Source organism: Actinomadura sp. DC4, assembly GCF_030406325.1.
In the GTDB taxonomy this organism is placed as follows: Bacteria; Actinomycetota; Actinomycetes; order Streptosporangiales; family Streptosporangiaceae; genus Actinoallomurus.
In genome coordinates this window covers 128,568-152,591 of the sequence record NZ_JAUEQY010000001.1, presented here as the reverse complement: position 1 = coordinate 152,591, position 24,024 = coordinate 128,568, and the positions used below count along the sequence as shown (strand labels likewise).

The window sequence follows — 24,024 nt, the reverse complement described above, 5'->3', positions numbered from 1 at the left end:
GCTTCATGGTGACCGTTCGGTTACTCTTCGATGCCGAGTCCGGCAGTATCCGCCGCCGGAGGCCCCGTCGTGGTTATCGTCCGTGGCATGCGGGAGAGCCTGATCGCCGGGCAGTACCTCCTCACCGAGCAGGTCGGCAGGGGCGGGTTCGCGGTGGTGTGGCGGGCCCGCGACCAACGGCTCCACCGTGACGTGGCGGCCAAGCAGCTCTTCCTCCCGCCGCACTACACCGCCGAACAGCTCCACGAGCACCGCGCCCGCACGCTGCGCGAGGCGAGGTCGGCCGCCCGGCTCTGCCATCCCTGCGTCGTCACCGTCTATGACATCGTCGAGCACGAGGGCGTCCCGTGGATCATCATGGAGTTCGTCCAGGGCCGCACGCTGAGCCAGATCGTGCGTGCGGACGGCCCGCTGACACCGGCCCGTACGGCCGAGATCGGCCTGTCCCTGCTCGACGCCCTGCGCGCCGCGCACGCCGCCGGGGTGCTCCACCGGGACGTCAAGCCGAGCAACGTGATCGTCGGCGAGGACCGGGTGGTGCTGGGCGACTTCGGAATCGCCCGGATCGAGGGCGACGACGAGCTGACGGAGTCGGGCATCGTGATGGGCGCGCCGTCCTACACGGCACCCGAACGCGCCCGGGGCGAACCGGCCGTCCCGGAGTCGGACCTGTGGTCCCTGGGCGCGACGCTGTTCTACGCGGTCGAGGGCCGGCGGGCGTACCGCGGCCCGAACGCGAACGCGACGTTCCACGCGATCCTGACGAAGGAGCCGCACCCGCTCTGCCGCGCCGGCGCGCTGGCCCCTGTCATCGAGGGCCTGCTGCGCAAGGACGTGGAGTCCCGGATGAGCCCGGAGGAGGCCGCCGCCCTCCTCACCGCCTGCGCCCGCCTCACGCGTCCGCCGGCCGGGGACCCTCGCGCCGGTACCGCCGGCCCGGCGCCCGGCTCGCGTCCGCCGGGCCGGCGGTCCCGGCGCCGTGGCGCGCGGGTGCCGGACGTCCTTGACCGGCGGGCCGACCCACCGGACCCGACCCGCCTCACGACCGACGCGGGCCGCCCGGACCGGCGGTCACGGTCTGCGCCGGCCGCAGACCTTTCCGTGCGCGCGCCGGATCCCCAGGACGAACCACGGACGCCGACCCGGCCGGCGATCGGCTCGCGTCCTCCGGGCCGGCGAGCTCGGCGCCGTGGCGGGTGGGGGCCGGACGCACCGGGACTTCCGGACGAATCGCAGGAGTCGGCCCGCCCGGACGCGCGGTCGCGGTCTGCGGCGGCCTCCGTCGCGGACCCTCCCGTGCGGGCGCCAGGTGCCCGGGACGAGCCGCGGACGCCGGTCGGCCCGGCGTCCGGCGTGTCTCCCCCGGCCCGGCGGTCTGCGGCCGTCGTTCCAGGACCTCGCGGGGTGCCGGGCGTACGGGGCCGGCGGGGCGAGTCTCCGGGGCGGCGCTCGCGGCGGCGGGCGGCTGGCCGGCCGGCGTCCGGCGCGCGTCCTCCGGGGCGGCGGGCGCGGTCGACGGTGGCCGTCGTCTGCCTGGCCGCGCTCGCCCTCGTACCGTTCGGCAACGCGGCGACGGTGCACGAGCGCCTCGCCGCCGCGCCCGTGGCCCGTCCCCGGCTGGCCGCGACCCTGCCGGCGGGGCGAGGCCAGGTACTCAGCGTGGCGTTCAGCCCGGACGGCCGGACGATCGCCACGGGCGGGCAGGACCGGACCGTACGGCTCTGGAACGTCGCGGGCCACCGCCCCGCCGGCACACTCGCCGGGCACCGGCACACGGTCGACGCCGCCGCGTTCAGCCCCGACGGCAAGACCCTCGCCACCGGCGCGTACGACGGGAAGGTGATCCTCTGGAGCGCGTCCGGCCGCCGGGCCCTCGCCACACTTGACACGCACGGCCGTGGCGTCGGGGCGGTGACGTTCAGCGCGGACGGCGCCGTCCTCGCGACCGCCGGCGACGACGTACGGCTGTGGAACGTCGCCGGCCACCGCGGCCTGAGATCCCTGCCGACCGAGGGGGAGCTTCTCCTGACCGCGGCCTTCGGCCCGCGCGGCCGCACCCTGGCCACCGCGGGCACCCGCGCCGTACGCCTCTGGGACACCAGAGGCAACGCCCGCCCCGCCGTCGTGACGGGACTGACCTCGACGGTCGGCGAGATGGCCTTCAGCCCGGACGGCAGCCTGCTGGCCACCGGTGGCCGGGGCGTCCGCCTGTGGGACGTCGCCGGTCACCGCTTCCGCCCCACCGCCCCCCGCTTCGGCGGCCAGGTGAACGCCATCGCCTTCAGCCCCGACGGCCGCACCTTGGCCTGCGCGAGCGGCGCGGCGGTCCTGCTCTGGAACACCACCACCGGCGCCCTGGCGACAAGACTCGACGCCCGGACACGCACGGTCGAGTCCATCGCCTTCAGCCCGGACGGCCGCACACTGGCGACGGCGGGCGACGACGCCGCGGTACGCCTGTGGGACCTGGTCTGACCGACTGCCAAGCGTGGCGGATCATCGATCACCCTGTGCTAATCTTTGGTGCGTTCTCGGGACGTAGCGCAGCTTGGTAGCGCATTTGACTGGGGGTCAAAGGGTCGTGGGTTCGAATCCCGCCGTCCCGACGAGACGGATTACTCTGCTCGCCGCTTTTTAAGCGGCTTCGCCGGGGGTCCGCGATGTTTCCCGGGGGGCGACCCCCCGGAGCCCTCCGGTGCGGAGACTTCGTCTCCGCCTTCCGGGGGTCGGTTTTGCTTCGCAGGAGGGTCACCGAGCTTTCGGTGGCCCTTCTGCGTACTGGGCGCGGTGCGGGTGCCGTCCGTGTCATGGGGCGGGGTCAGGCGTGGCTGCGCGCGAAGATGACGGCTCCCGGGACGTCCTCATCTGGGCCGAGCGAGATGTCGATGCCGAACGCGTCCACTCCCAGGTCCTGGAGGTGGCCGGTGACACGGCCCGGCCCGCAGCCGACATCGGCGACCGGCCCGCCTCCAGCACCGCGCACCGACTCGGCGAACACGGCTTCGCCGAGGGCCGCGTTTTCCCGGTCGGGGTACCCCCGGAGCCCGAGACTTCGTCCTCGCCTTCCGCCCGGGGGTTTCTCGTTTCAGGAGGGTCTGCCTATTCGGTGGCCTGCGATGGCGGGCGGTGTAATCGCCAAAAGCCAGCCACCGACAGGCGTGCCTCCCCCGGCCCTCTCGCGAGGTGGACTCTCCGTCGCCGAGGCCTCCGCGGACAGCCGGGGCGGAATGAGACTTATGTCACGATCCCCGGCAATTGCAACCATCAGCCAAGTGCTCGCTTGAGTCCATGACCTCAGAGCTCACGCCGGCGGCCCCTCCACCTGGGCTCGGTCCCATGGCTCCGCCCCTGGTCCCCGGCCGCATAAGGGCTTCGGGTCGATTTCCGGCGCTCTCCGTGTCCACCGGACGCGGCTGCCGAGCGTCCTGACTCAGTCAACGCATCGGTCATCGGATGAGGTCACGCCGATGCAATTGCAGCCGCTAATGTCGTGATCTTGCTCCGCGGCCGCATGCCGGGGGCGGTCGAGAGGACGGGATTTTCGGTGGGGGCTTTCGACTACATCATCGTCGGGGCGGGTTCCGCGGGGTGCGTGCTGGCCAACCGGCTCTCCGCGGATCCCGGTACGCGGGTTCTGCTCATCGAGGCCGGCGGGCGGGATCGGAGTCCCCTCATCGGGGTGCCCAAGGGGTTCGCCAAGCTCTACGACAGCCGCCGCTACACCTGGGACTACCCCGTACGGCCGATCGGGCCCTCGAACCGCGTCGAGCACTGGCCGTTCGGGCGGACGCTCGGGGGGTCCAGTTCGGTCAACGGGATGATCTACAACCGAGGGCAGCGGGCCGACTACGACGCGATCGAGCGTCTGGGGAATCCCGGCTGGGGCTGGGGCACCATGTTGCCGATCTTCAAGAAGATCGAGAACAACGAGCTCGGCGCCTCCGACGTACGAGGCTGGGGCGGGCCGCTGAACGTCTCCACCGCGCCGGAGACCGAAGGCCTCTGCGAGCAGATGATCGCGGCCGGCGAAGGGCTCGGCTGGAGCAGGGAACGGGACGTCAACGCCTCCGACCGGGAGCGCATCGGGTACGCCATGGCGACGATCAAGGACGGCCGGCGGTTCAGCGCCGCGCGGGCGTTCCTGCATCCGGTCGCGCACCGGTCCAATCTCACCGTCGTCACCGAGGCCCTCGTCCTCAAGCTGATCCTGCAGCGGAGCCGGGCCGTCGGTGTCCGCGTACGGCAGCGCGGGCGGATCGTCGAGCACTTCGCCGACGCCGAGGTGATCCTGTCGGCGGGCAGCATCGCCACGCCCAAGCTCTTGCAGCTCTCCGGGGTCGGGCCGGCCGACGCGCTCAAGGAGATCGGGGTCGACGTCGTCGTCGACCGGCCCAACGTCGGCGCGCGGATGCGGGAGCACCGTGTCTTCAAGATGCAGTTCCGGCTCAACGAGGATCTCGGCTACAACCGGCTGCTCAACACCGCGCCCCGGCAGGCGAAGGAGGGGCTGCGGTACCTCCTCACGCGCGGCGGCCCGCTCGCCGCCCCGGCGTTCGACCTCATCGCCTTCCTCAAGACCCGGCCCGAGCTGGACCGGCCCGACGCGCAGCTGCTGCTCGCGCCGTTCTCCGCCGGGCCGCAGATCCCCGGGCGGCAGCTGGAGCTCGAACGCGAGCCGGGCGCGATGTGCCTCGGCACGATCCTGCGGCCCGACAGCGAGGGCAGCGTCCTCATCACCTCCGACGACCCCGAGGCCCCTCCGGAGATCACCCCCAACTACTTCGCCACCGAGCACGACCGCCGGATCGGGGTCGGCCTCGTCGAACGGATGCGGGAGCTCTTCTCGACCGCCCCGCTCGCGCGCCGGGTCAAGGCGGAGACCCTTCCCGGGACCGGCGTACGGGACGAGCGGGCGATCCTGGACGCCGCGCTCGACCACGGCTACTGCGGCTACCACGCCATGGGCACGTGCGCGATGGGCCCGGACGATGACGACGTGGTCGACTCGCGGCTCCGCGTACGAGGGGTGGAGGGCCTGCGGGTCGCCGACTCCTCGGTCCTGCCGGTGATGGTGTCGGGCAATCTCAACGCGCCGACGATGGCCGCGGCGTGGCGCGCGGCGGACCTGATCCTGGGCGCGGCGTAAGCATTCCGCCTGCCCAGCGGCCAAAACCACGTATCGGACTGACAGTCAGGTCCACTTGTTTCGATCCCCTGCAGTCGACACCGATTGGCCGGAAATTCCCCCTCCCGGGGCCTCGCCCATAGGGATCGATCATGCAATACTGCCCGGTAAGCACAGTTTGTAGACATAGTGCTTGCCGTCCGTAGTCACCGCCGCATGAACCGTTGTCGAGCCCTCGTTCCGCCCGTACGACCTGACCCCGTTAAACGGCGTTTCGGGCATTGGTCGTGGGTACCGGCACGCCGCGTCTGATCTGGAGTAGGGGACGTCAGTAGTGACTGCTGCCGTTGACACGCGTCCGTCACAAAAGGCTCGTACCTTCCGGCTGTACCGCACACTCCCCCGCCTACTCAAAGACCCTCTCAAGGAGATCGAGCAGATCGGCCGGCTGTCCTCCGGCGAGCTCGTACGGGTCGACTTCGGCGTCTTCCGTGCCCACGTGGCGAGTCACCCCGACCACGTCCAGCACATCCTCCGCGACGACGCGGCCAACTTCCTCCGCGACGGAACGTTCTGGAGGCCGCTGCACCGCCTGTTCGGCGACAGCATCCTCGGCGAGGGCCCGGACTGGGACCTGTCCCGCCGGAGCCTGCAGCCCGTCCTCACCACGCGTCACGTGAACGCGGTGGCCGACCGGATCGCCGCCTCGATCAACGAGTCGATCGCGGCCCTCGAGCCGGGCGCCTCGATCGACGCCCGCGCGGAGATCGGCGGTGTCGTCAACCGCGCCGTGCTGAAGGTCTTCTTCGGGGACAAGATCTCCGACGCGGACAACGACCGGCTCGCCCCCGCGTTCGACAACATCGCGACCGCGATCGCGTTCCGCTTCCTGCTGCCGTTCCTGCCCGAGTCGGTGCCCGTGCCCGGCGACCGCGCCTTCAAGAAGGGCGTGGAGGAGATGGACAGCGTGCTGTTCTCCGTCATCGGCGACTACCGCCGGCGGCCGGACGACGGCGCCGACTTCTTCTCCGCGCTGTGCCAGGCCCGTACGGCCGAGGGCGGCGAGGTCACCGACCGGTGGGTCCGCGACAACCTCGTCGCCATGTTCGCCACCGCCACAGAGACGACCGTCGGCGCGCTGACCTGGCTGTGGCCGCTCCTCGACTCCCATCCCGAGGTGGCCGCCCGGCTGTACGAGGAGATCGACCGCGTCGTCGGGGGTGAGCCCGTCGGCCCTGTGCACCTGCCGCGGCTCACCTACACCAAGCAGGTCGTCCAGGAGCTGCTGCGGCTCTACCCGGTGGGCTGGTTGTTCCCCCGCCGGGCCGTACGGCCGGTCGAGCTGGGCGGGGTCTCGGTCAAATCGGGCGACACCGTTCTGCTCAGCCCGTTCCTGACCCACCGGCTCGGGGAGTACTGGCCGCGCCCGCTGGAGTTCGACCCGGACCGCTTCGACACGAGCCGGGCGACGCCCGCCTCCGGACGCCGGCACCGCTACTCCTACTTCCCGTTCGGCGGCGGGCCGCACCAGTGCATCGGGATGCACATCTTCAACATCGAGGCGGAGCTCATCATCGCCGGCCTCCTGAGCCGCTTCCGGCCGGTCCTGCTCGGCCAGGTCCCCGAACGACCGCGGATCGGCGCGACGCTGCGCCCTCGCCGGGAGGTCGAGATATCCCTGCAAGCCGTCTGACGACCGCCGCCCGCGTACGGCGCGGGCGCTCGTGACGGCCGTACGCGGGGGCGTTCGGTCGCTGGTCCACCAGATCACCGATCAGCACAGGAGAGATGGAATGGCGTATTCCGTCGCCCGGCAGGACGACCCCGGCGATGTGCTCGACACCGCGGCGGAGCGGGGACGAGCCTGCGCGCTTGCCATGGAGTGCCTGCGCGACCTGCAGGAATGCGCGGCCGAGTACCCCGGTCTGTTCGCCGCGAAGCCCTTCGGCCCGACGGTCTTCAGCGGCGTCGCCCTCGCCAACGCGTTCGGCTCCCCGCGGTCCACGGCGGCCGGGATCCGCGTCGCGGCGCGCACCTCGCTGTGGGCCTTCGCCGCCGACTGGCTCATGGACTACGTCGCTACCTCGCGGGAGGAGATCGACGCGATCGTAGGAGGCTGCGCGGCCGTCGGCGACGGCGCCGAGCCCGACCCCGGCGCCCCGGTCCAGGGGCTCCTGGCGAGCCTGCGCGACGAGCTGGCCACCCGGCCGGCCTGGGCGGCGCAGCGGCCGGTCTGGCGGGACCACCTCCAGCGGTACCTGCTCGCCAACGCGCGCGAGTGGAGCTGGAAGACCGACGGCGACGCGGCGCCCCCGACGCTGGAGGACTATCTCGCCAACGCCGACAACTTCGGCTCGTCGCTGGTCAACGTCGGGCACTGGATCTACAACGGCGCGGCCTCGACCCCGAGCGAGCTGCGGCTCCTGGCCGCCGCGAGTGCGGAGGTCCAGCGCACGCTGCGCCTGCTCAACGACCTCGCCACGTACGAGCGGGACCTCGCCTGGGGCGACCTGAACAGCCTGATGCTCGGCGCCACCCGCGACGACGTCGACCGGCGGATCGGCGAGCTCGCCGACGGCTGCGAGAAGCTGATCGCGCCGCTGGCCGCCGACTTCCCCGGCGAGGCCGACTACCTCCGGCGGCAGATCGGGCACAGCGCCGGCTACTACGGGATGACCGACTACTGGGGCGCTCTGTGAGCGCCGGCACCCACTCGGCGACGCTCGCGGTCGCGGACCTGTTCGCCGACGCGGAGGCGCTCGTCGCGAGGCTCGTCGCGGAGCCGTGGGGCCAGGTCTCCCCCTCGGTGTACGAGACCGGGCGGCTCGTGGCCCTGAGCCCGGGGCTGACCGGGCACGACCAGCGCGTCGCCCACCTCCTGCGGACGCAGCAGCCGTACGGCGGATGGGGCTCGCCGGAACCCGGGTACGCCCTCGTCCCGACGCTGAGCGCGACCGACGCGCTCCTGGCGACGCTGCCCGGCAGAGGCCCCCGGGCCGAGGGCGCCTCCGCCGGCCTGCGGGTGCTCTTCCGGTGGCTGCGCGGGCCCGGCGCCCTGACCGGCCCTGAGCTGCCGGACCTGCCGGCGATCGAGCTGATCGTCCCGTCCCTGATCCAGTCGATCAACCGGCGCCTGGACGAGACGCCGCCGAGCGGCGGCTGGTGGCCGGGCGGCGAACGCCTGCGCACGCCCGCCGGGATCAGCGAGGCGCCGCTCACGATGATCCGGGACCGGCTGGCCTCCGGCGGCGGCCTGCCGCAGAAGCTGCTGCACGCCCTGGAGATCGCCGGCGACGTCGCCCGCCGCCATCCCGCGATCCGGCCCGAGACGACCGGCACGGTCGGCGCGTCGCCGGCCGCCACCGCCGCCTGGCTCGGCGACGGGGCCGCGCCGGACGAACCCGCGCGCGCGTTCCTTGAGAGGGCCGTGCGCCGGTACGGCGGGCCGGTGCCGTGCGGCCTGCCGATCACGGTGTTCGAGCGGGGCTGGGTGCTGAGCTGGCTGGCCCGCGCCGGGCTCGGCGTCGCCCCGCCCGCCGAGATCGTGACGAGCCTGGTGGCCTCGCTCGGCCCCGGCGGCACGGCCGCCGCGGCCGGGCTGCCGAAGGACGCCGACACCACGGCGGTGGCGCTCTACGCGCTGGCACTGGCCGGCGCGCCGCACTCGCCCGACGCCCTCTGGGCGTTCGAGAACGACACGCACTTCTCCACCTGGCCCGGTGAGGAGGGCGTCTCGGTCAGCACGAACGCGCACGTCCTGGAGGCGTTCGGCCAGTACCGGCGCGAGGTACGGGAGGACGGCACGGCCGAGGCGGCCCGCCGTACGGCGACGGTCGCGAAGGTCGCGGCCTGGCTGCGCGACCAGCAGTCGGATGACGGCAACTGGCACGACCGGTGGCACGCCTCGCCCTACTACGCCACCGCGTGCGCGGCCCTGGCGCTGCACGAGTTCGACGGCCCGGCGTCGGCCGCGGCCGTCGACCGCGCCGTTCGGTGGGTGCTCGAGACGCAGCGCCCGGACGGATCCTGGGGGCACTGGACGGGGACCGCCGAGGAGACCGCCTACGCCGTACAGCTCCTGCTGCTGACGCGGCCCGATCCGGCGGCCGGCGAGGAGCTTCCGGACGGCCCGCACCGCCGGGCCGCCGAACGCGGCTGCGACCATCTCGCGCGGTTCCCGGCCCACCCGGAGGACCCGGCGCTGTGGCACGACAAGGATCTTTATCAGCCGATCGCCGTCGTCCGCGCGGCGACGCTCGCGGCCCTCCATCTGGGCCACCGTCACCTCGGCGATCGTCCCCGATTCGGGCTGGATCAGTGGATCGCATGGCGTCCATAGATTCTTCCCAAATCAGACCGACTGTCCATTTTGTACCACATGCGGGAAGGGACCAATCTTGAACCGTTATGCGCTCGTTGCTAGAGTCCCTCGTCGCAAGTGTCCGACCGATCACAGCGCGCACAGCCTCGGCGCGCTAACGGATAGCAGGTCATCCACGCTCCATTTCCGTCGTTGTGTTTTTAGTGTGAAAAAAGTGTCAATCTCCGTCAATCTTTGCTGGGGCTGGTGCAATGCGCTTTCAAAACGCGCGCCTACGAACTAAGATCACCGCTCTTCTGTTGTCCCTCGCCGCCCTTTGGGCGTTCGCCGCCTGGGTCACCCTGCGCGAAGGCGTGAACCTCGTCTGGGTCTCAGTGGTCAACAGCGGGATCGCCCAGCCGATCGATGACCTGCAGCCCGAGCTGCAGCGCGAGCGCCAGTTGTCCATGATCCGGCTGGGCAACCCAGGATCGGGACAGCGTGGCGCACTCGACGCCCAGCGGCTCCGCACGGACACGGCCGTGGCGAACTTCGCCCGCCTGTCGAGCAGCGGCAACGTCAAACTGGCCGAGAGCTCCACGCTCAAGGCCGCCGTGGAGGACGCCCTGCGGCAGTTCGGCAACCTGGGCACCAACCGGAACGCGATCGACTCCGGGCTGACGGACCGTTCCCGTACGGCGGCGGTCTACGACGACGCCATCGACGCGATCTTCCAGGTCGACGACTCGCTGGCCACCCTGGACGACAAGGGCTTCGCGAAAGACGTCCGGACCATGGTCGAGCTCAACCGCGCACGTGAGCTCGTCTCCCAGGAGGACGCGCTCGTGTCCGGCATCCTCGCGGCCCGGCGGGTCACCGGCGCCGACTACCTGCAGTACGTGCAGGCCGTGGGCGCCCAGCGGTACGCCATCCGCAAGGTGGAGGAAGAGCTGCAGGCGACCGACCGCGTGTCGTACGACCTGGTGACCAAGAGCACGGCGATGGCCCGCCTCCACAGCCTCGAGACGGCCATGCTGAGCCAGGGCAGGCCCGGCAGGAGGCCGCCGATCAACTCCGTCCAATGGCGCGCCGCGGCGGACCCGGCCCTGTCCGACCTCTCCAAGGCCGTGTTCGGTGGCGGTGACCGCCTCGTCAACCGTGCCAAGCCCATCGGCATCGGCGTCGTCGTCCGCCTGGTGCTGGCCGGCGGCCTCGGGCTCGTCGCGCTCATCACCTCGATCATCGTGTCCATCACCACGACGCGAGCCCTCATGCGGCAGCTCGAACGGCTCCGCGTGGCCGCCCACGAGCTGGCCGACAGGCGGCTGCCCGGCATCGTGGAACGGCTCGGCCGCGGTGAGAAGGTGGACGTCTCGGCCGAGGCGCCGCCGCTGGAGTTCGGCAACGACGAGGTCGGCCAGGTGGGGCACGCGTTCAACTCCGTGCAGGAGACCGCGATCCGCACCGCCGTCGAGCAGGCCGAGCTGCGCCGCGGCATCCGCGACATCCTGCTCAGCCTGGCCCGCCGCTCGCAGGCGCTCGTCCACCGCCAGCTCACGCTGCTGGACACCATGGAACGCCGCGAGGACGACAGCACGGAGCTCGAGGACCTGTTCCGCGTCGACCACCTCGCCACCCGGATGCGGCGCAACGCCGAGAACCTCATCGTCTTGTCCGGCGCCACGCCCGCCCGTGGCTGGCGCCGCCCGGTGCCGATGATCGACGTGGTGCGCTCCTCGGTCGCCGAGGTCGAGGACTACACCCGGGTCACCGTGATGCCGATGGGCGACGTGGCGCTGGCCGGCCGCGCGGTCGGTGACATCGTCCACCTCCTCGCCGAGCTGATCGAGAACGCCGTCTCCTTCTCCCCGCCGTACACCCAGGCTCAGGTCAGCGGCCACCAGGTGGCCCACGGCTACGTCGTGGAGATCGAGGACCGCGGTCTCGGCATGACCGACGAGATCCTGGCCGAAATCAACGAGCGGGTCACCGACCCGCCCGAGTTCAACCTGTCGAGCTCGGCGCACCTCGGCCTGTACGTCGTCGGCCGGCTGGCCATGCGCTACGAGGTCCGGGTGTCGCTCAAGCACTCCTCCTACGGCGGGACGACGGCCGTCGTCCTCATCCCCCGCGAGCTGATCGCGCGGGGCGCCGAGGAGGGGGCCGAGCCGGGGCTCGAGGCGCGTGGCGTACCGGTCACCGTCGGCGCGGGCGGGATGACCGCCACCTCCTACGGAGACATCCGCGTGGCGACGGAGGCGTCGGTTCTCGAACCCCCGGCGCTGCCCACCGTCGAGCCTCCGGCGCCGCCCGAGGTCACCCCGCCTCCGGCGGACGTCCCGGTCGCGCCGGCCGAGGCGCTCGCGCTCGCCGCCGACGCGAACGGCGGCCTGCCGCCGCTCCCGCAGCGGACGGCGACACGACCGCCGGAGCCCGTACCGCCCGCCGAGCCGGCCGGAGCGCAGACCACGCCCTCCGGACTGCCGGTACGGGTCCCGCAGGCCAGCATCACGCCCGCACTGCTCACCGAGGGCACGCCCGCCGCGACCGCCCCGGCCGCCGAGGAGGACGACGTTCCCTCGCCGGAGCAGATCCGCAGGTCGTTCGGCGGCCTGCAGGCCGGTACCCGGCGAGGCAGAACCGACGCGGCGCGGTCGCAGCCTCCTGCGGCCGAGCCCACCCCCGCACCCGACGAACTTGCCGAAGAGGACAACCAGTGACGCAAAAGACAGACCCCTCCGCCGATCTGGCCTGGTTGCTCGACGACCTGATCAAGCGCGTACACGAAGCCCAGCACGCGATCGTGCTGTCCGCGGACGGCCTGCTCATGGCCGCCTCGCGGGAGTTCGAACACGAGGACGCCGAGCATCTCGCGGCGGTGGCGGCCGGGATCCAGTCGCTCGCCAAGGGCGTCGGCGAACGCTTCGGCGGCGGTCCCATCCGTCAGACCGTCGTCGAGATGCGTTCCGCGTACCTGCTGGTGACCGTCGCCGGCCAGGGTGCCTGCCTCGCGGTGCTCAGCACCGAGGAGGCCGACATCGGGCTCATCGCGTACGAGATGGCGATGCTCGTCACCGGACTCGGCCACCACCTGAGCGCCTCGTCGCGGACTGCGGAGCAGGCGTCGTGACCTCCCCCGGCGACCCTTCGGCAGAGGAGAACCCGGGGCAGGACACAGGCGGGGCGCCGTACGGCGCCCAGGAAGACAACGAAGAGCGCTGGCTCGACGACCAGGCGGGGCCGCTGGTCCGCCCGTACGTCATGACCAGCGGCCGGATGCAGCCCGTACGCGGCACGTTCGACCTGGTCACCATGGTCGAGGCGACGGGCCTTCCGGTGACGCCCGAGCTGGGCCTGGGCCCGGAGCACCAGGCGGCGGTGAACCTCTGCGAGCAGGTGATGTCCGTCGCGGAGATCGCCGGGCATCTGAAACTCCCGACCGTCACCGTACGCGTGCTGCTCGGTGACCTACTCGACAAGGGGCTCATCACGGCCCAGGACCCCCAGACCGACACCGATTTCATGAACGACGAGCAGATGTACAGGGCAGTGATCGATGGACTCCATGCGCTTTGACCGACAGGGCCGGAGACTGCCCAAGGCGATCAAGATTATGATCGCCGGCGGATTCGGCGCCGGAAAGACCACACTGGTCGGGGCGGTCTCGGAGACCAAGCCGCTCCGGACCGAGGAGATCCTCACCGACCGGAGCGTCCCCGTCGACGACGTCTCCGGCGTCGAGGAGAAGACGACCACCACGGTCGCGATGGACTTCGGCCGCATCACGATCAAGGACGAGTTCATGCTCTACCTGTTCGGCACGCCCGGACAGGAGAGGTTCTGGTTCATGTGGGACGAGGTCGCGATCGGCTCCCTCGGCGCGGTCGTGCTGGCCGACACGCGGCGGCTCGCGGACTGCTTCCCCGCGGTCGACTACTTCGAGCGGCGCCACATTCCGTTCATCGTGGCGGTGAACTGCTTCGAGGGCGCCCGGCAGTACGACCTGGAGGAGGTCCAGGCCGCGCTGAACCTCGGCTCGGGCATCCCGGTGCTGCTCTGCGACGCCCGGGCCAGGGAGTCGGGCAAGAAGGTGCTGATCGCCCTGGTCCAGCACGCGATGGAGACCCGCAAGAAGCAGTCCGCGCCCGCATGACGGCGACCGGCCGCCGGCCTGAGGCCGGCGGCCGCTCCGTCACTTGCGGGAGCGCTTCTCCCGGATCTTCATGCTGATCTCGATCGGCGTGCCCTCGAAACCGAAGTCCTCGCGGAGCCGGCGCTCGATGAAGCGCCGGTAGCCCGCCTCCAGGAACCCGCTGGTGAACAGCACGAACCGCGGCGGCTGCACGCCCGCCTGCGTGGCGAACATGACGCGCGGCTGCTTTCCGCCGCGTACGGGGTGCGGCTTGGCGGCCACGAGCTCGGTCATGAAGGTGTTGAGACGCGCGGTCGGCACACGCTCGCCCCAGCCGGCCAGCGCCGCCTCGATCGCCGGCACCAGCTTCTCCACGTGCCGGCCCGTACGGGCCGAGATGTTGACCCGGGGCGCCCAGCGGGCGTGGTGGAGCTGACGGTCGATCTCACGGTCGATGAAGTGGCGGCGCTCCTCGTCGACCAGGTCCCACTTGTTGAACGCCAGCACCAGCGCGCGGCCGGACTCGATCACCATGGTGATGATCCGCAGGTCCTGCTCGGCGAGCGGCTCGCTCGCGTCCACGAGGACGACCGCGACCTCGGAGCGGTCGAGCGCGGACTGGGTGCGCAGCGTGGCGTAGAAGTCGGCGCCCTGGTTCTCGCGGGCCCGGCGGCGGATGCCGGCCGTGTCGACGAACTTCCAGGTCTGGCCGCCCAGCTCGATCAGCTCGTCCACCGGGTCGCGGGTGGTGCCGGCGACCGAGTCGACGACCACGCGGTTCTCCCCCGCCAGCTTGTTGAGCAGGCTGGACTTGCCGACGTTGGGCCGGCCGAGCAGGGCGATGCGGCGCGGGCCGCCGGCGATGCCGAACGTCTCCGGCGGCGCCTCCTCGGGCAGGGCCCGCAGCACGGCGTCGAGCAGGTCGCCGCTGCCCCGGCCGTGCAGGGCCGAGACGGTGAGCGGCTCGCCGAGGCCGAGGGACCACAGCATGCTGGCGTCGGCCTCGGCGCGGGCGTCGTCGACCTTGTTGGCGGCCAGCACGACCGGCTTCTTGGACCGCCGCAGGACATCGCCCACGGCCTCGTCGGTGTCGGTCGAGCCGACCGTGGCGTCGACCACGAACAGGACGACGTCGGCGGCGTCGACCGCCAGGCGCGCCTGGTCGGCGACGGCCGCGGCCAGGCCCTCGGCGTTCGGCTCCCAGCCGCCGGTGTCGAGGACGGTGAAGCGGCGCCCGCCCCAGGCGGCGTCGTAGGCGACCCGGTCGCGGGTCACACCCGGCACATCCTCCACGACCGCCTCACGGCGGCCGAGGATGCGGTTGACCAGGGTGGACTTGCCGACGTTGGGCCGGCCGACGACCGCGACGACGGGGGGTGGCGCGACGTCGTGCTCGACCTCGTCCCCGATGTCGATGACGTCGGCATGCTGACTCTCGCTCATGGGCGCTCCTCGCTGGACAGCGCCTCACGCACACTGGCGCCGGCGTCGGCGCCCTTGGCGATCTGCACGATCTCGCTGATGACCTCGGGTAGGGCAAGGCTGGTGGTGTCGACCTCGACCGCGTCGGCCGCCCGGGTGAGGGGGTCGGCCTTGCGGGTGGAGTCCAGACGGTCGCGGCGGGCCATGTCGGCCTGCGTCGCGGAGACGGTGGCGCCGCTCAGCTCTTTGCTGCGCCGCCGCGCGCGTACTTCCGGGCTCGCGGTGAGGTAGATCTTGACCGGGGCATCCGGCGCGACGACCGTGCCGATGTCCCGGCCCTCCACAACAATACCGCCGATACCGATGATCTCTCGTTGGAGTGCGACGAGACGCTCGCGCACCTCCGGGACCGCGGCGACGGCGCTGACCGCTCCGGTGACCTCGGGTGTGCGGATCGGCCGGGAGACGTCCGTGTCGCCCACGGAGATCGCCGGGTCGTCCGGGTCGGTGCCGCAGCGCAGGTCGGGCTCGCCCGCGCGGGCCGCCACGGCGGCCGGGTCCTCCACCTTGACGCCCTCGCGCAGCATCCACCACGTCACGGCGCGGTACATCGCCCCCGTGTCGAGGTAACGCAGGCCCAGGGCACGGGCCACGCCCTTGGAGACGCTGGACTTGCCCGAACCGGATGGGCCGTCCATGGCGATGACGAGCGTCACGTGTGCATCCTCTCCCGTACCTGTCAGCAACGTACGAGGCTACCGGTCCGCCGGGCCGGGTTGATCCGAACCGGGGGACCCGTGGCATCGCCCCGGCGGATGAGGCATACGTCTCGTATGTAACATAGATACAAGATGACGACAGCGACCTCCCGGGCCTATGACCACCTGAAGCAGGCCATCCTCGACCGCGCCTACCCGGGTGGCGCGCTCCTCAGCGAGGGCGAGGTCGCGGCCGAGGTGGGCGTCTCACGCACCCCCGTACGCGAGGCGCTCCTGAGGCTGGAGACCGAGGGCCTCGTACGCCTCTATCCCAAGCGCGGCGCTCTCGTGCTGCCGGTCTCCTCCCAGGAGATCTCCGACGTGCTGGAGACCCGTGAGCTGGTGGAGACCTTCACCGCCGGCCGGGCGACCCTCGGTCCCGCTCTGGTCGAGGAGCTGGAGACCCTCCTGGCGGCGATGCGGGAGCACTCCGCCGGCGGCGACGGGCGGGAGTTCGCCCGCGCCGACCGGTGCTTCCACCGCGCGCTCGTCGCCGCCGCCGGCAACGACATCCTCACCCAGCTCTACGACGCGCTGCGCGACCGGCAGCTGCGCATGGCCCGGCTGACCGCCGACGACCCGGTACGCACGGCCGACGCGATCAGCGACCACGCCGAGATCCTCGACGCCGTGCGCTCGGGCGACCGGCGGCGCGTCCGCGCCGCGATCCATCGGCACCTGCAGACCGCCGGCGCGGCGCTGCACGCCCGCTCCTGAACACCCCTGCCCCGAAAGGTCTTTCGTGAATTCCGCGGTCCTGCCGCCGCCCGGCCGTACGATCCTGTCCCACCCGCTCGGCGGCCGCCGAGCCTGGGGCGTGTGGGGCGTCGGAGCGCTGGCCTACCTGATGGCCTTCTTCCACCGGACCAGCCTCGGCGTCGCCGCCCTGGCCGCCCAGGAACGCTTCGGCGTCGGGGCGACCGCGCTGTCCACCTTCGCCATCCTGCAGCTCGGCGTCTACCTCGTGATGCAGGTGCCGGGCGGGATCATGGCCGACCGGTTCGGCCCGCGCCGGATGCTCGCCGCCGCACTGCTGTCGATGGCCGCGGGCGAGACGCTCTTCGCCTTCGCCCACGCGATGCCGCTCGCGGTGCTCGGCCGCGGGCTCGTCGGCCTGGGCGACGCCTTCACCTTCATCAGCGTGATCCGGCTGGCCTCCTCGTGGTTCCCCCGGCGGCGGTTCGCGCTGCTGACCGCGCTCACCGCGATGACGGGCACGCTCGGCCAGGTCGGCGGCACCGTACCGCTGTCGTACTCACTGCGTGAGTACGGCTGGCGGCCGACCTTCCTCGGCACGGCGGTCCTCAGCGTCGCGCTCGCCGCCGTCGTACGGCGCTGGGTGAGAGATCATCCCGAGGGACCCGTGGAACGGTCCAGCACGACCACGCCGGCTCTCGTCGACCTGCGTGCCGCGCTGGCCCAGCGCGGCACGCGCACCGCGCTGTGGGCGCACTTCACGCTGATGTCCTCGTTCATGGTGCTGGCGACCCTGTGGGGCTACCCGTACCTCGTCAAGGGGCTCGGCATGGCGCCGGGCCCGGCCCGGCTGACCCTCACGCTGACCGCGGCGGCGCCGCTGGCCGTCGCGCCCGCCATGGGCTGGGTGGCCGGCCACCGGCCCGGCCTGCGCGGCCGGCTGATCGTGGTGGTCGCCGCGGTGCTCGCCGCCGTCTGGGTGCTCGCGGTCACCTGGCCCGGCGGGCGGCTGCCGGTGGCGTTCGCGGTGGTCCTCGTCTTCGTCAGCGCCACCGGAAGCGCGGCCTCGATGCTCGCCTTCGACCTCGCCCGCGACGCGAACCCGCCGAGCCGCGGCGGCGTGACGTCCGGCCTGGTCAACATCGGGGGGTTCTCCGCCGCGATGACCGCCTCGCTCGGCGCCGGCGCGCTGCTGGACGCCACCGGCGGCGGGTACGACGCGCCGTCGTTCCAGGTCGCCTTCATCCCGATCACCTGCATGATCGTCGTGGGCACCGTACGGCTGGCGCTGCTCCTGCGGCCCTGGCGGGCCGGCTCGGGCGGTGACCTCAGCCGGGAACCGACCAGCCACGCGCCCGTAGCTCGTCTGCGAGACGTTGCGCCGCGTCGGGCTTCACGCTCAGCTCGACGACACCGACCGGGCGGCCGGGCGAGTGCTCGATCATCACGTCCTCGATGTTGACGCCCGCGACGCCGGCCGTCTGGAAGAGCAGCGCCAGCTCACCGGGCCGGTCGGGGATGACCACCGACACGACCGCGTAGGCGCCGCCCCGGTCGCCGTGCTTGCCCGGCAGCCGGTCGCGGCCGGCCCCGCCGCGCTCCAGGAGCGCGGTGACCGCGGTCTCCAGCCCCGCGCGGAGCGCCGCGGCGGTCGCGGCGAGATCGGCCGCGACGGCGTCGATCACGTCGGCCACCGGCGCGGCGTTGGAGCTGAGGATGCCGATCCACAGCTCGGGGTCGCCGTCGGCGATGCGGGTGACGTCGCGCACGCCCTGCCCGGCCAGGCCGAGCGCGGCCTCGGGCGCGGACTGGAGCCGCGCGGCGACCGCCGCGGCGGCCACATGGGGCCCGTGGGAGACCAGGGCGACCGCCTTGTCGTGCTCTTCGGCGTCGAGCACGGCGATCTGCGCCCCGCACGCCTCCGCCAGCGCGGCGGCGGCGGCCACGGCCGACTGTGAGGTCTCCGGGGTCGGGCACAGCGCCCAGGGCCGCCCCAGGAAGAGGTCACCGCGCGCCGCGGCCGGGCCGGAGCGCTCACTGCCCGCCAGGGGGTGCCCGGCGACGAAGGAGCCGAGGTCACAGCCCAGCTCGGCGGCCTCGCGGAGCGGCCGCGCCTTGACACTGGCGACGTCGGTGTAGACGCGGGCGAGGTCGCGCTTCTGCGCGTCGAGGAGGGTCGCGGCGACCGCGGCCGGCGGCACGGCCAGCACGGCGATGTCCGCGGGCCCGTCGCCGTCGGCGTCACGGAGGGGCTCACCGGCCCCGAGCTCGACCGCGAGGCGCACGGCGAAGGGGTCACGGTCGGCGAGCCGGACCTCGTCGCCACGCTCACGCAGGGCGAGAGCCACCGAGGTCCCGACCATGCCGGTACCGATGACGACGACCCGCCGCGCTTCGCCGATGATTGTCACCTCCACGTGAGCCCTCAGCGTATCGAGAACCCGCCTTCCGGCCGCCCGGAACCCGGACGCGGGCCCTGCTCTGTCACATTACGTGGCCTGCGGACGACCCGGACCTCACGGAGTGCGCTGTCCGATCAGGACGGCGAGCCGCTCTTGAGACCGAAGACGCGGACCTTCCCGTGGACCGTCGCGCACGGGAACATGCCGGATGCCGCCGTCTAACGCTGTTGGAGATGGCGCCCACAACACTGGGCGATGTCCTCGCGTAGCCGATCCCAGGACCGGTTGCCGCCGGCTGGGCGCTCGTGACACCCCAACGCCACCGCCGTCGCGAGTACGTCCGGGGCATCGGACTCGCGATAGCGACGTGGCGCCTTCGTGACTTCACGCATCATTATGCGTTTCGGGTCCTGTAACCGCCCTGTGTCCCTAGCTCGGTACTTGGCCGGGATCTTCCACGTGGAGACGAGAGCCGTCAGCGCCTCGGGGAAGAGCAGGAGCCACGCCTCCATCTCCCACACGGCGAGCACGTAGTGGACGTTGCCGAGCTCTGCCTCTAACGCCTTCTGCACGCGCTCTCTGGTTTGGACATACGCCTCGCTGTCGGCGGCATCGAGATCCTCATGGACGAAGACGCACGCCAACTCCGCGTTTTCACGAACAGCGCGGGCCCGGGCCAGATTCGCCAGTTTGCCAACCCTGTGGGCGAGATTCGCCGGAGATGCCTCCCGGAGCCGCACCGGAGGGCTGATCTCGACGAGTCGGCCCCGCATGTCCGGACGCAACTCTTCGAGGATAATGCGGAGGCTCCTACGATCATTCCTGTCTTCGCCCGCGAGAACGACCACCGGCTTCTTCTGAGCGCGGCAGCCTGTGCCGGCATGAGGGCTCACAGATCTCCTCCGAGCGCCCCCGAGAACCACAGATCGCCGAGGGGAAGTCCCTCGCTCTTGGCCACCGTCTCCTTGATCTGCCGAGTGGACAGCGCCGGAATGACCGAGGAACCGTCACTCCGTCGCTCGCAGATGATCAGTTCTTCCGGCTTGAGACGGTCCGCGAACGCCGGTGAGTGCGTCGCGATGAGGAACTGCGTGCGTTCGCTGGCTTCTCGCAACCGCTCGATGAGCAGTTCCAAGGCTTGCGGGTGCAACCCGTGATCGATCTCCTCCACGCATGTAAGCGCCGGCGGATCCGGGTCGTACAGCAAGGCGAGCAGCCCGAGCAGTCGGATGGTTCCGTACGACGCGTCCGCGAGGGGGGTGGAACGTCGCAGGCCCCACTCGTGCAGGACGACGACGGCCTCTCGCGCGGGCCCGGAGGGAAACTCAAAGCCGATGCCTTTGAGCTGTGGCAGCACCTGGGTGGCATCGGCGATCAACGCCGCCAAGCGGTCACGATTCGTATCGGCGAGAGCAAGGAGGAACTCGGCCAGGTTTCCCGCAGCATCGTCGAGTCGAGGGTGAGCCCCCGGCGAGTAGATTTTCGCCGGTCTCCGCGCTGCTCCAACGTTCACGTCAAAGACTCTGAACGACTGCAGGTGACCGGCCATGGTGGTGACCTCGGTGCCGCCCTCTTCATCAGCCAGTCGCGGCAACGTCGAAAGTCCACTGCTCAGCCGCCGAATGCCGATGGAACGCTCCGAGGACGTGTCGTCATCACGGCCGATTCCCACAACCTCGACCTTCTGACCGGTGATGGTGATTCTGCGACCCCGGCCCTTGGTCCGTTTGAATTGAAAGGTCTCTCGCCGGGAAAGGGACATCTCCTTGGATCTCTGGTTCCGCCGTCGCGCGATCCGCAGATCGTACTCGTCAGGCGCGCTAGGGCTGCTGTACCTGGTCCAGGTCGCCATGAGCTTGATCTGGATCGAGCTTGGAGGCTGATCACCTCCCCAGAAGACGACCTCGTCGAAGCCGCCTCGGTCGTTGAGCGCGGGCTCAAGGTCCGTGCGGATCACATCAGCCAAGAACCGGAAGACCTCTAGCACGTTGCTCTTGCCTGCCCCATTCGGCCCGACCAGCACGTTCAGTGGCCCCAATGGAAGGCGAACCTTGCGCAAACTGCGGAAGTTCTCCACCTCAAGCTCGATCAGCCGATCGTCCATGATCCACCTCCTCCACGTTTAATCCTTGCCTGCGAACCTTCACGACCGTGCTCGAACTCTGACAGCAGCTCAGTAAGCGAGCGAGGCGAAGGGACGATCAACTCGAAGTTATATCGCGGATCGCGATCGGTAACCGTCGGCCTGACGCATACAAGGCCCTCGGCCGAGCACTTCGGGTGAAATGGGCGTTCTTCGGCCGGTCCTATACAGTTCACGCTCTGACGCAGATCTTCCGGTAGAACGTCGCGCAGGAGGTACCCGATTCATCGGAGCCTGAGCGGCGGTGCGGGACCGTGGCCGGTTCGGGCGGCGATCACTCCGATCACCCCCGCCGCAGGCGATGAGGGGTTTCTCGCCCCCAGTCATGGACCGGCCGGGGCCGCCACCGCAGTGGCCGGTGGCGTCCCCCTCCGGACGAGCCTCGGCCGCTGACGCCGGCGCCCGCTGCGGGTCTCAGGTCACTGGGCGATGTCGACCCTCAGTGCGGCCGCGCCGCGCAGGTAGACGTGCTGGATGTCCGAGCGGGGGCGGTCGGACTCGATGTGGGCCATCAGCCGGATCACCCGGGGCAGCGCGTGCGGCACGCCGATCTCGGTCGTGCACAGCAGCGGGACCTCGTGGAAGCCCAGCTTGCGCGCCGCCAGAGCCGGGAACTCCGCGGTCAGGTCCGGGGTCGCGGTGAAGATGACGCTGATGACGTCGTCGGTGGTGATGGCGTTGCGGGTCATCACCTCGGTGACGAGCTCGGCCGTGCGCTCCAGGATCTGGTCCCGGTCGTCGGCGTCGACCTGGATCGCCCCGCGTACCGCTAGTACCGCCACAGAACCTCCCTAGGGTCGCGGCCGGTCAGAGCTCGACCGCCGCGTACAGCTCGCCGATCTCCTTGGTGGTGAGGGCCCGGATCGTGCCCGACTTGAGCCGACCCAGCTTGAGCGGTCCGAACTCGGTGCGGGCGAGCTGCTGCACCGGGTGACCGACCTCCGCGAGCAGGCGGCGCACGATGTGCTTGCGCCCCTCGTGCAGGGTCACCTCGACGAGGACCCGCCTGCCGACCTGGTCGAAGATGCGGAACTCGTCCGCCTTGGCGAACCCGTCCGCGAGCTTGACGCCGTGCTTGAGCTTCCGGCCGAGGTCGCGGCCGATCGGGCCGTGGACCTCGGCGAGGTAGGTCTTGGAGACCCCGTAACGGGGGTGCATGAGGCGGTTCGCCAGCTCACCGTCGTTGGTGAGCAGGAGCAGGCCCTCGGTGTCGGTGTCGAGACGCCCGACGTGGAAGAGCCGCTCGGGGACATCGCCGACGTAGGCCATCAGCGACTTGCGCCCGCGCGGGTCGGACATGGTGCTGACCACGCCGGGGGGCTTGTTGAGCATGTAGTAGCGCAGCTCGGTACGGGTGGGGATGCGCTTGCCGTCGACGTGGATGACGGCCTGCTCGGGGTCGACGCGGGCGCCGAACCAGGTCACCTTCTCGCCGTCGACGGTCACCCGCCCGGCCGCGATCAGGTCCTCGCAGGCGCGCCGGCTGGCGACGCCCGCCTCGGCGAGCACCTTCTGGAGCCGCACGCCCTCATTGGTCTGGTTCACTGCTGGATTTCCTCGATACCTTCAAGATCGTCGGGCAGGTAGGGCGCGAGTTCGGGCAGCTCGTCGACGCTGTTCAGGCCGAGTCGTTCGAGGAAGAAGGTGGTCGTCCGGTAGAGCAGCGCCTGGTGCTCCGGATCCTGCCCCGCCTCCTCGATCAGCCCGCGCATCGTCAGCGTGCGGATCACGCCGTCGCTGTTGACGCCGCGGATCGCCGACACCCGTGCCCGGCTGACCGGCTGGCGATAAGCGATCACGGCGAGCGTCTCGAGCGCGGCCTGGGTCAGCCGCGCCTGCTGCCCGTCCCGTACGAAACGCTCCACGAGAGGGGCGCACACATCTCGAGTGTAGAACCGCCAGCCACCGGCGATCTCCCTCAGGTCGAACCCCCGCGCCTGCGCGGTGTATTCCGCCGCCAGCTCCCGCAGAGTCGCGGCGACCTCGTCCCGCGGCCGTTCGAGGATCTGGGCGAGGGTCACCTCGGGCACCGGCTCGTCCACGACCAGCAGGATCGCCTCCAGCCCGGCCCGCAGGGGCGGCTCGGCGGACGTGGTCTCCGGTGCGTCGAACAGCGCCCTGGACGCCGGCGCCGGCCCGCCGTTCTCGGCGGGGGGCTGGTCGGGCTCACTCATCGTTGTTCGTCTCCACGGGGCGTCCGGAGTAGTCGTCGCCGACGATGATCTCGCCGTCGTCGGTGCCGGTCCAGGTGATGTACAGCTCGCCGAGGGGTTCGAGCTGCTCCAGCGCGACCACCTGCTCGCGATAGAGCTCCAGTACGGCGAGGAACCGGGCGACGATCTCGAACGTGCCGGCGCAGTCGGCGGTCAGGGCGCGGAACGTCGCGCGCTCCATGCGCCGCAGCCGCTCCACCAGGAGCTTCGCCTGGTCCCGTACGCTCGCCTGCGGCGCGTAGATGTGCTCCACGGACACGGCGGGCACGGGCTTGGGCGCCAGCGTCTTGGCGGCCAGGCGCGCGAACTCCGCCGGGCCGAGGCCGAGCAGCACCTCCGGCAGAAGGTTGGCGAACCGCGGCTCCATCGGCACCGTACGGGCGAAGCGGCGCGACTCGCGGGCGATGCGGCCGGAGAAGACCGCGGCGACCTCCTTGTAGGCGCGGTACTGCAGGAGCCGCGCGAACAGCAGGTCGCGGGCCTCCAGCAGGGCGAGGTCCTCCTCGTCCTCGACCTCGCCGGACGGCAGCAGCCGTGCGGCCTTCAGATCGAGCAGGGTGGCCGCGACCAGGAGGAAGTAGCTCGCCTGGTCCAGGTCCCACTCGCGGCCGTACGAGCGGATGAAGGAGATGAACTCGTCGGTGACCTTGTGGAGGGAGACCTCGGTGATGTCGAGCTTGTGCTTGGCGATGAGGCCCAGGAGCAGGTCGAAGGGACCCTCGAAGTTGTCGAGGTGCACTTCGAATCCGCGCTTGTGCTCCTCCGCGGCCGGCTCGCTCACCTGGTCAACGGTAGTGGAGGTCACGCACTCCCCTGCCGCCCTCCGGTGCGAT

General features: G+C 71.3%; 19 protein-coding genes, 1 tRNA gene and 2 pseudogenes. 12 read left to right on the top strand and 10 right to left on the bottom strand.

Going from position 1 to position 24,024, the window contains the following annotated elements; translation table 11 throughout:
- Positions 1-87: 87 nt before the first annotated feature.
- Positions 88-2,475, top strand: coding sequence for a protein kinase (locus QWU11_RS00680; RefSeq protein WP_290102957.1), 2,388 nt, complete (start codon positions 88-90; stop codon positions 2,473-2,475).
- Positions 2,476-2,532: 57 nt separating this feature from the next.
- Positions 2,533-2,606: transfer RNA gene (locus tag QWU11_RS00675), tRNA-Pro, on the top strand.
- 269 nt (positions 2,607-2,875) lie between these two features.
- Here QWU11_RS00675 and QWU11_RS00670 read toward each other — a convergent pair.
- Positions 2,876-3,001: pseudogene (locus QWU11_RS00670) on the bottom strand (class I SAM-dependent methyltransferase); the annotation flags it as partial.
- Between the two features lie 543 nt (positions 3,002-3,544).
- On the opposite strand from QWU11_RS00670, the gene QWU11_RS00665 reads away from it, so the two are divergent.
- The 8 genes from QWU11_RS00665 to QWU11_RS00630 all read left to right on the top strand — a co-directional run bounded on the left by QWU11_RS00665 (position 3,545) and on the right by QWU11_RS00630 (position 13,578).
- The gene (locus tag QWU11_RS00665) at positions 3,545-5,146 is read left to right on the top strand and encodes a GMC family oxidoreductase N-terminal domain-containing protein (protein ID WP_290102956.1); all 1,602 of its coding nucleotides are present in this window, start codon (positions 3,545-3,547) and stop codon (positions 5,144-5,146) included.
- Between the two features lie 313 nt (positions 5,147-5,459).
- A complete protein-coding gene (locus QWU11_RS00660; protein ID WP_290102955.1) occupies positions 5,460-6,818 on the top strand; it encodes a cytochrome P450 in 1,359 nt (452 codons plus the stop codon).
- 100 nt (positions 6,819-6,918) lie between these two features.
- Positions 6,919-7,824: a terpene synthase family protein gene (locus tag QWU11_RS00655; RefSeq protein ID WP_290102954.1), complete on the top strand. Its 906-nt coding sequence runs from the start codon at positions 6,919-6,921 to the stop codon at positions 7,822-7,824.
- Positions 7,821-9,464 carry a prenyltransferase/squalene oxidase repeat-containing protein gene (locus tag QWU11_RS00650; RefSeq protein ID WP_290102953.1) on the top strand — a complete coding sequence of 548 codons (1,644 nt, stop codon included), beginning with the start codon at positions 7,821-7,823 and terminating at the stop codon, positions 9,462-9,464. The genes QWU11_RS00655 and QWU11_RS00650 overlap by 4 nt, the downstream gene beginning before the upstream one ends.
- A 281-nt stretch (positions 9,465-9,745) precedes the next feature.
- Entirely contained in the window at positions 9,746-12,145 is a 2,400-nt protein-coding gene (locus QWU11_RS00645; RefSeq protein ID WP_290102952.1) for a nitrate- and nitrite sensing domain-containing protein, read from the top strand.
- A complete protein-coding gene (locus tag QWU11_RS00640; RefSeq protein WP_290102951.1) occupies positions 12,142-12,555 on the top strand; it encodes a roadblock/LC7 domain-containing protein in 414 nt (137 codons plus the stop codon). Before QWU11_RS00645 ends, QWU11_RS00640 begins: the two co-directional genes overlap by 4 nt.
- A complete protein-coding gene (locus QWU11_RS00635) occupies positions 12,552-13,001 on the top strand; it encodes a DUF742 domain-containing protein (RefSeq protein WP_290102950.1) in 450 nt (149 codons plus the stop codon). Before QWU11_RS00640 ends, QWU11_RS00635 begins: the two co-directional genes overlap by 4 nt.
- Positions 12,982-13,578 carry an ATP/GTP-binding protein gene (locus QWU11_RS00630; protein WP_290102949.1) on the top strand — a complete coding sequence of 199 codons (597 nt, stop codon included), beginning with the start codon at positions 12,982-12,984 and terminating at the stop codon, positions 13,576-13,578. Before QWU11_RS00635 ends, QWU11_RS00630 begins: the two co-directional genes overlap by 20 nt.
- A gap of 39 nt (positions 13,579-13,617) precedes the next feature.
- Here QWU11_RS00630 and der read toward each other — a convergent pair whose 3' ends face one another.
- Both der and cmk read right to left on the bottom strand, forming a co-directional pair.
- Complete coding sequence (gene der / locus QWU11_RS00625; protein ID WP_290102948.1) at positions 13,618-15,000, bottom strand: ribosome biogenesis GTPase Der; 1,383 nt, start codon at positions 14,998-15,000, stop codon at positions 13,618-13,620.
- Positions 14,997-15,695 carry a (d)CMP kinase gene (gene cmk / locus QWU11_RS00620; protein ID WP_290102947.1) on the bottom strand — a complete coding sequence of 233 codons (699 nt, stop codon included), beginning with the start codon at positions 15,693-15,695 and terminating at the stop codon, positions 14,997-14,999. Before cmk ends, der begins: the two co-directional genes overlap by 4 nt.
- A gap of 135 nt (positions 15,696-15,830) precedes the next feature.
- On the opposite strand from cmk, the gene QWU11_RS00615 reads away from it, so the two are divergent.
- A complete protein-coding gene (locus tag QWU11_RS00615; protein ID WP_290102946.1) occupies positions 15,831-16,454 on the top strand; it encodes a GntR family transcriptional regulator in 624 nt (207 codons plus the stop codon).
- 25 nt (positions 16,455-16,479) lie between these two features.
- Positions 16,480-17,589, top strand: a pseudogene (locus tag QWU11_RS00610) (MFS transporter); the annotation flags it as partial.
- Positions 17,590-17,761: 172 nt separating this feature from the next.
- Here QWU11_RS00610 and QWU11_RS00605 read toward each other — a convergent pair.
- From QWU11_RS00605 to QWU11_RS00575, 7 genes are all read right to left on the bottom strand, one after another.
- Positions 17,762-18,850: a prephenate dehydrogenase gene (locus tag QWU11_RS00605; RefSeq protein ID WP_290102945.1), complete on the bottom strand. Its 1,089-nt coding sequence runs from the start codon at positions 18,848-18,850 to the stop codon at positions 17,762-17,764.
- Between the two features lie 203 nt (positions 18,851-19,053).
- Positions 19,054-19,683: a hypothetical protein gene (locus QWU11_RS00600; RefSeq protein ID WP_290102944.1), complete on the bottom strand. Its 630-nt coding sequence runs from the start codon at positions 19,681-19,683 to the stop codon at positions 19,054-19,056.
- Positions 19,684-19,724: 41 nt separating this feature from the next.
- Entirely contained in the window at positions 19,725-20,939 is a 1,215-nt protein-coding gene (locus QWU11_RS00595) for an AAA family ATPase (protein WP_290102943.1), read from the bottom strand.
- A gap of 458 nt (positions 20,940-21,397) precedes the next feature.
- Positions 21,398-21,760 (bottom strand): chorismate mutase, encoded by a 363-nt coding sequence (gene aroH, locus QWU11_RS00590; protein ID WP_290102942.1) that lies wholly within the window; start codon positions 21,758-21,760, stop codon positions 21,398-21,400.
- Positions 21,761-21,785: 25 nt separating this feature from the next.
- Entirely contained in the window at positions 21,786-22,523 is a 738-nt protein-coding gene (locus QWU11_RS00585) for a pseudouridine synthase (RefSeq protein ID WP_290102941.1), read from the bottom strand.
- On the bottom strand, positions 22,520-23,152 hold the full coding sequence (gene scpB / locus QWU11_RS00580) for an SMC-Scp complex subunit ScpB (RefSeq protein ID WP_290102940.1): 633 nt from the start codon (positions 23,150-23,152) through the stop codon (positions 22,520-22,522). Before scpB ends, QWU11_RS00585 begins: the two co-directional genes overlap by 4 nt.
- Positions 23,145-23,972 (bottom strand): segregation/condensation protein A, encoded by an 828-nt coding sequence (locus tag QWU11_RS00575; protein ID WP_290102939.1) that lies wholly within the window; start codon positions 23,970-23,972, stop codon positions 23,145-23,147. Before QWU11_RS00575 ends, scpB begins: the two co-directional genes overlap by 8 nt.
- Positions 23,973-24,024: the final 52 nt, after the last annotated feature.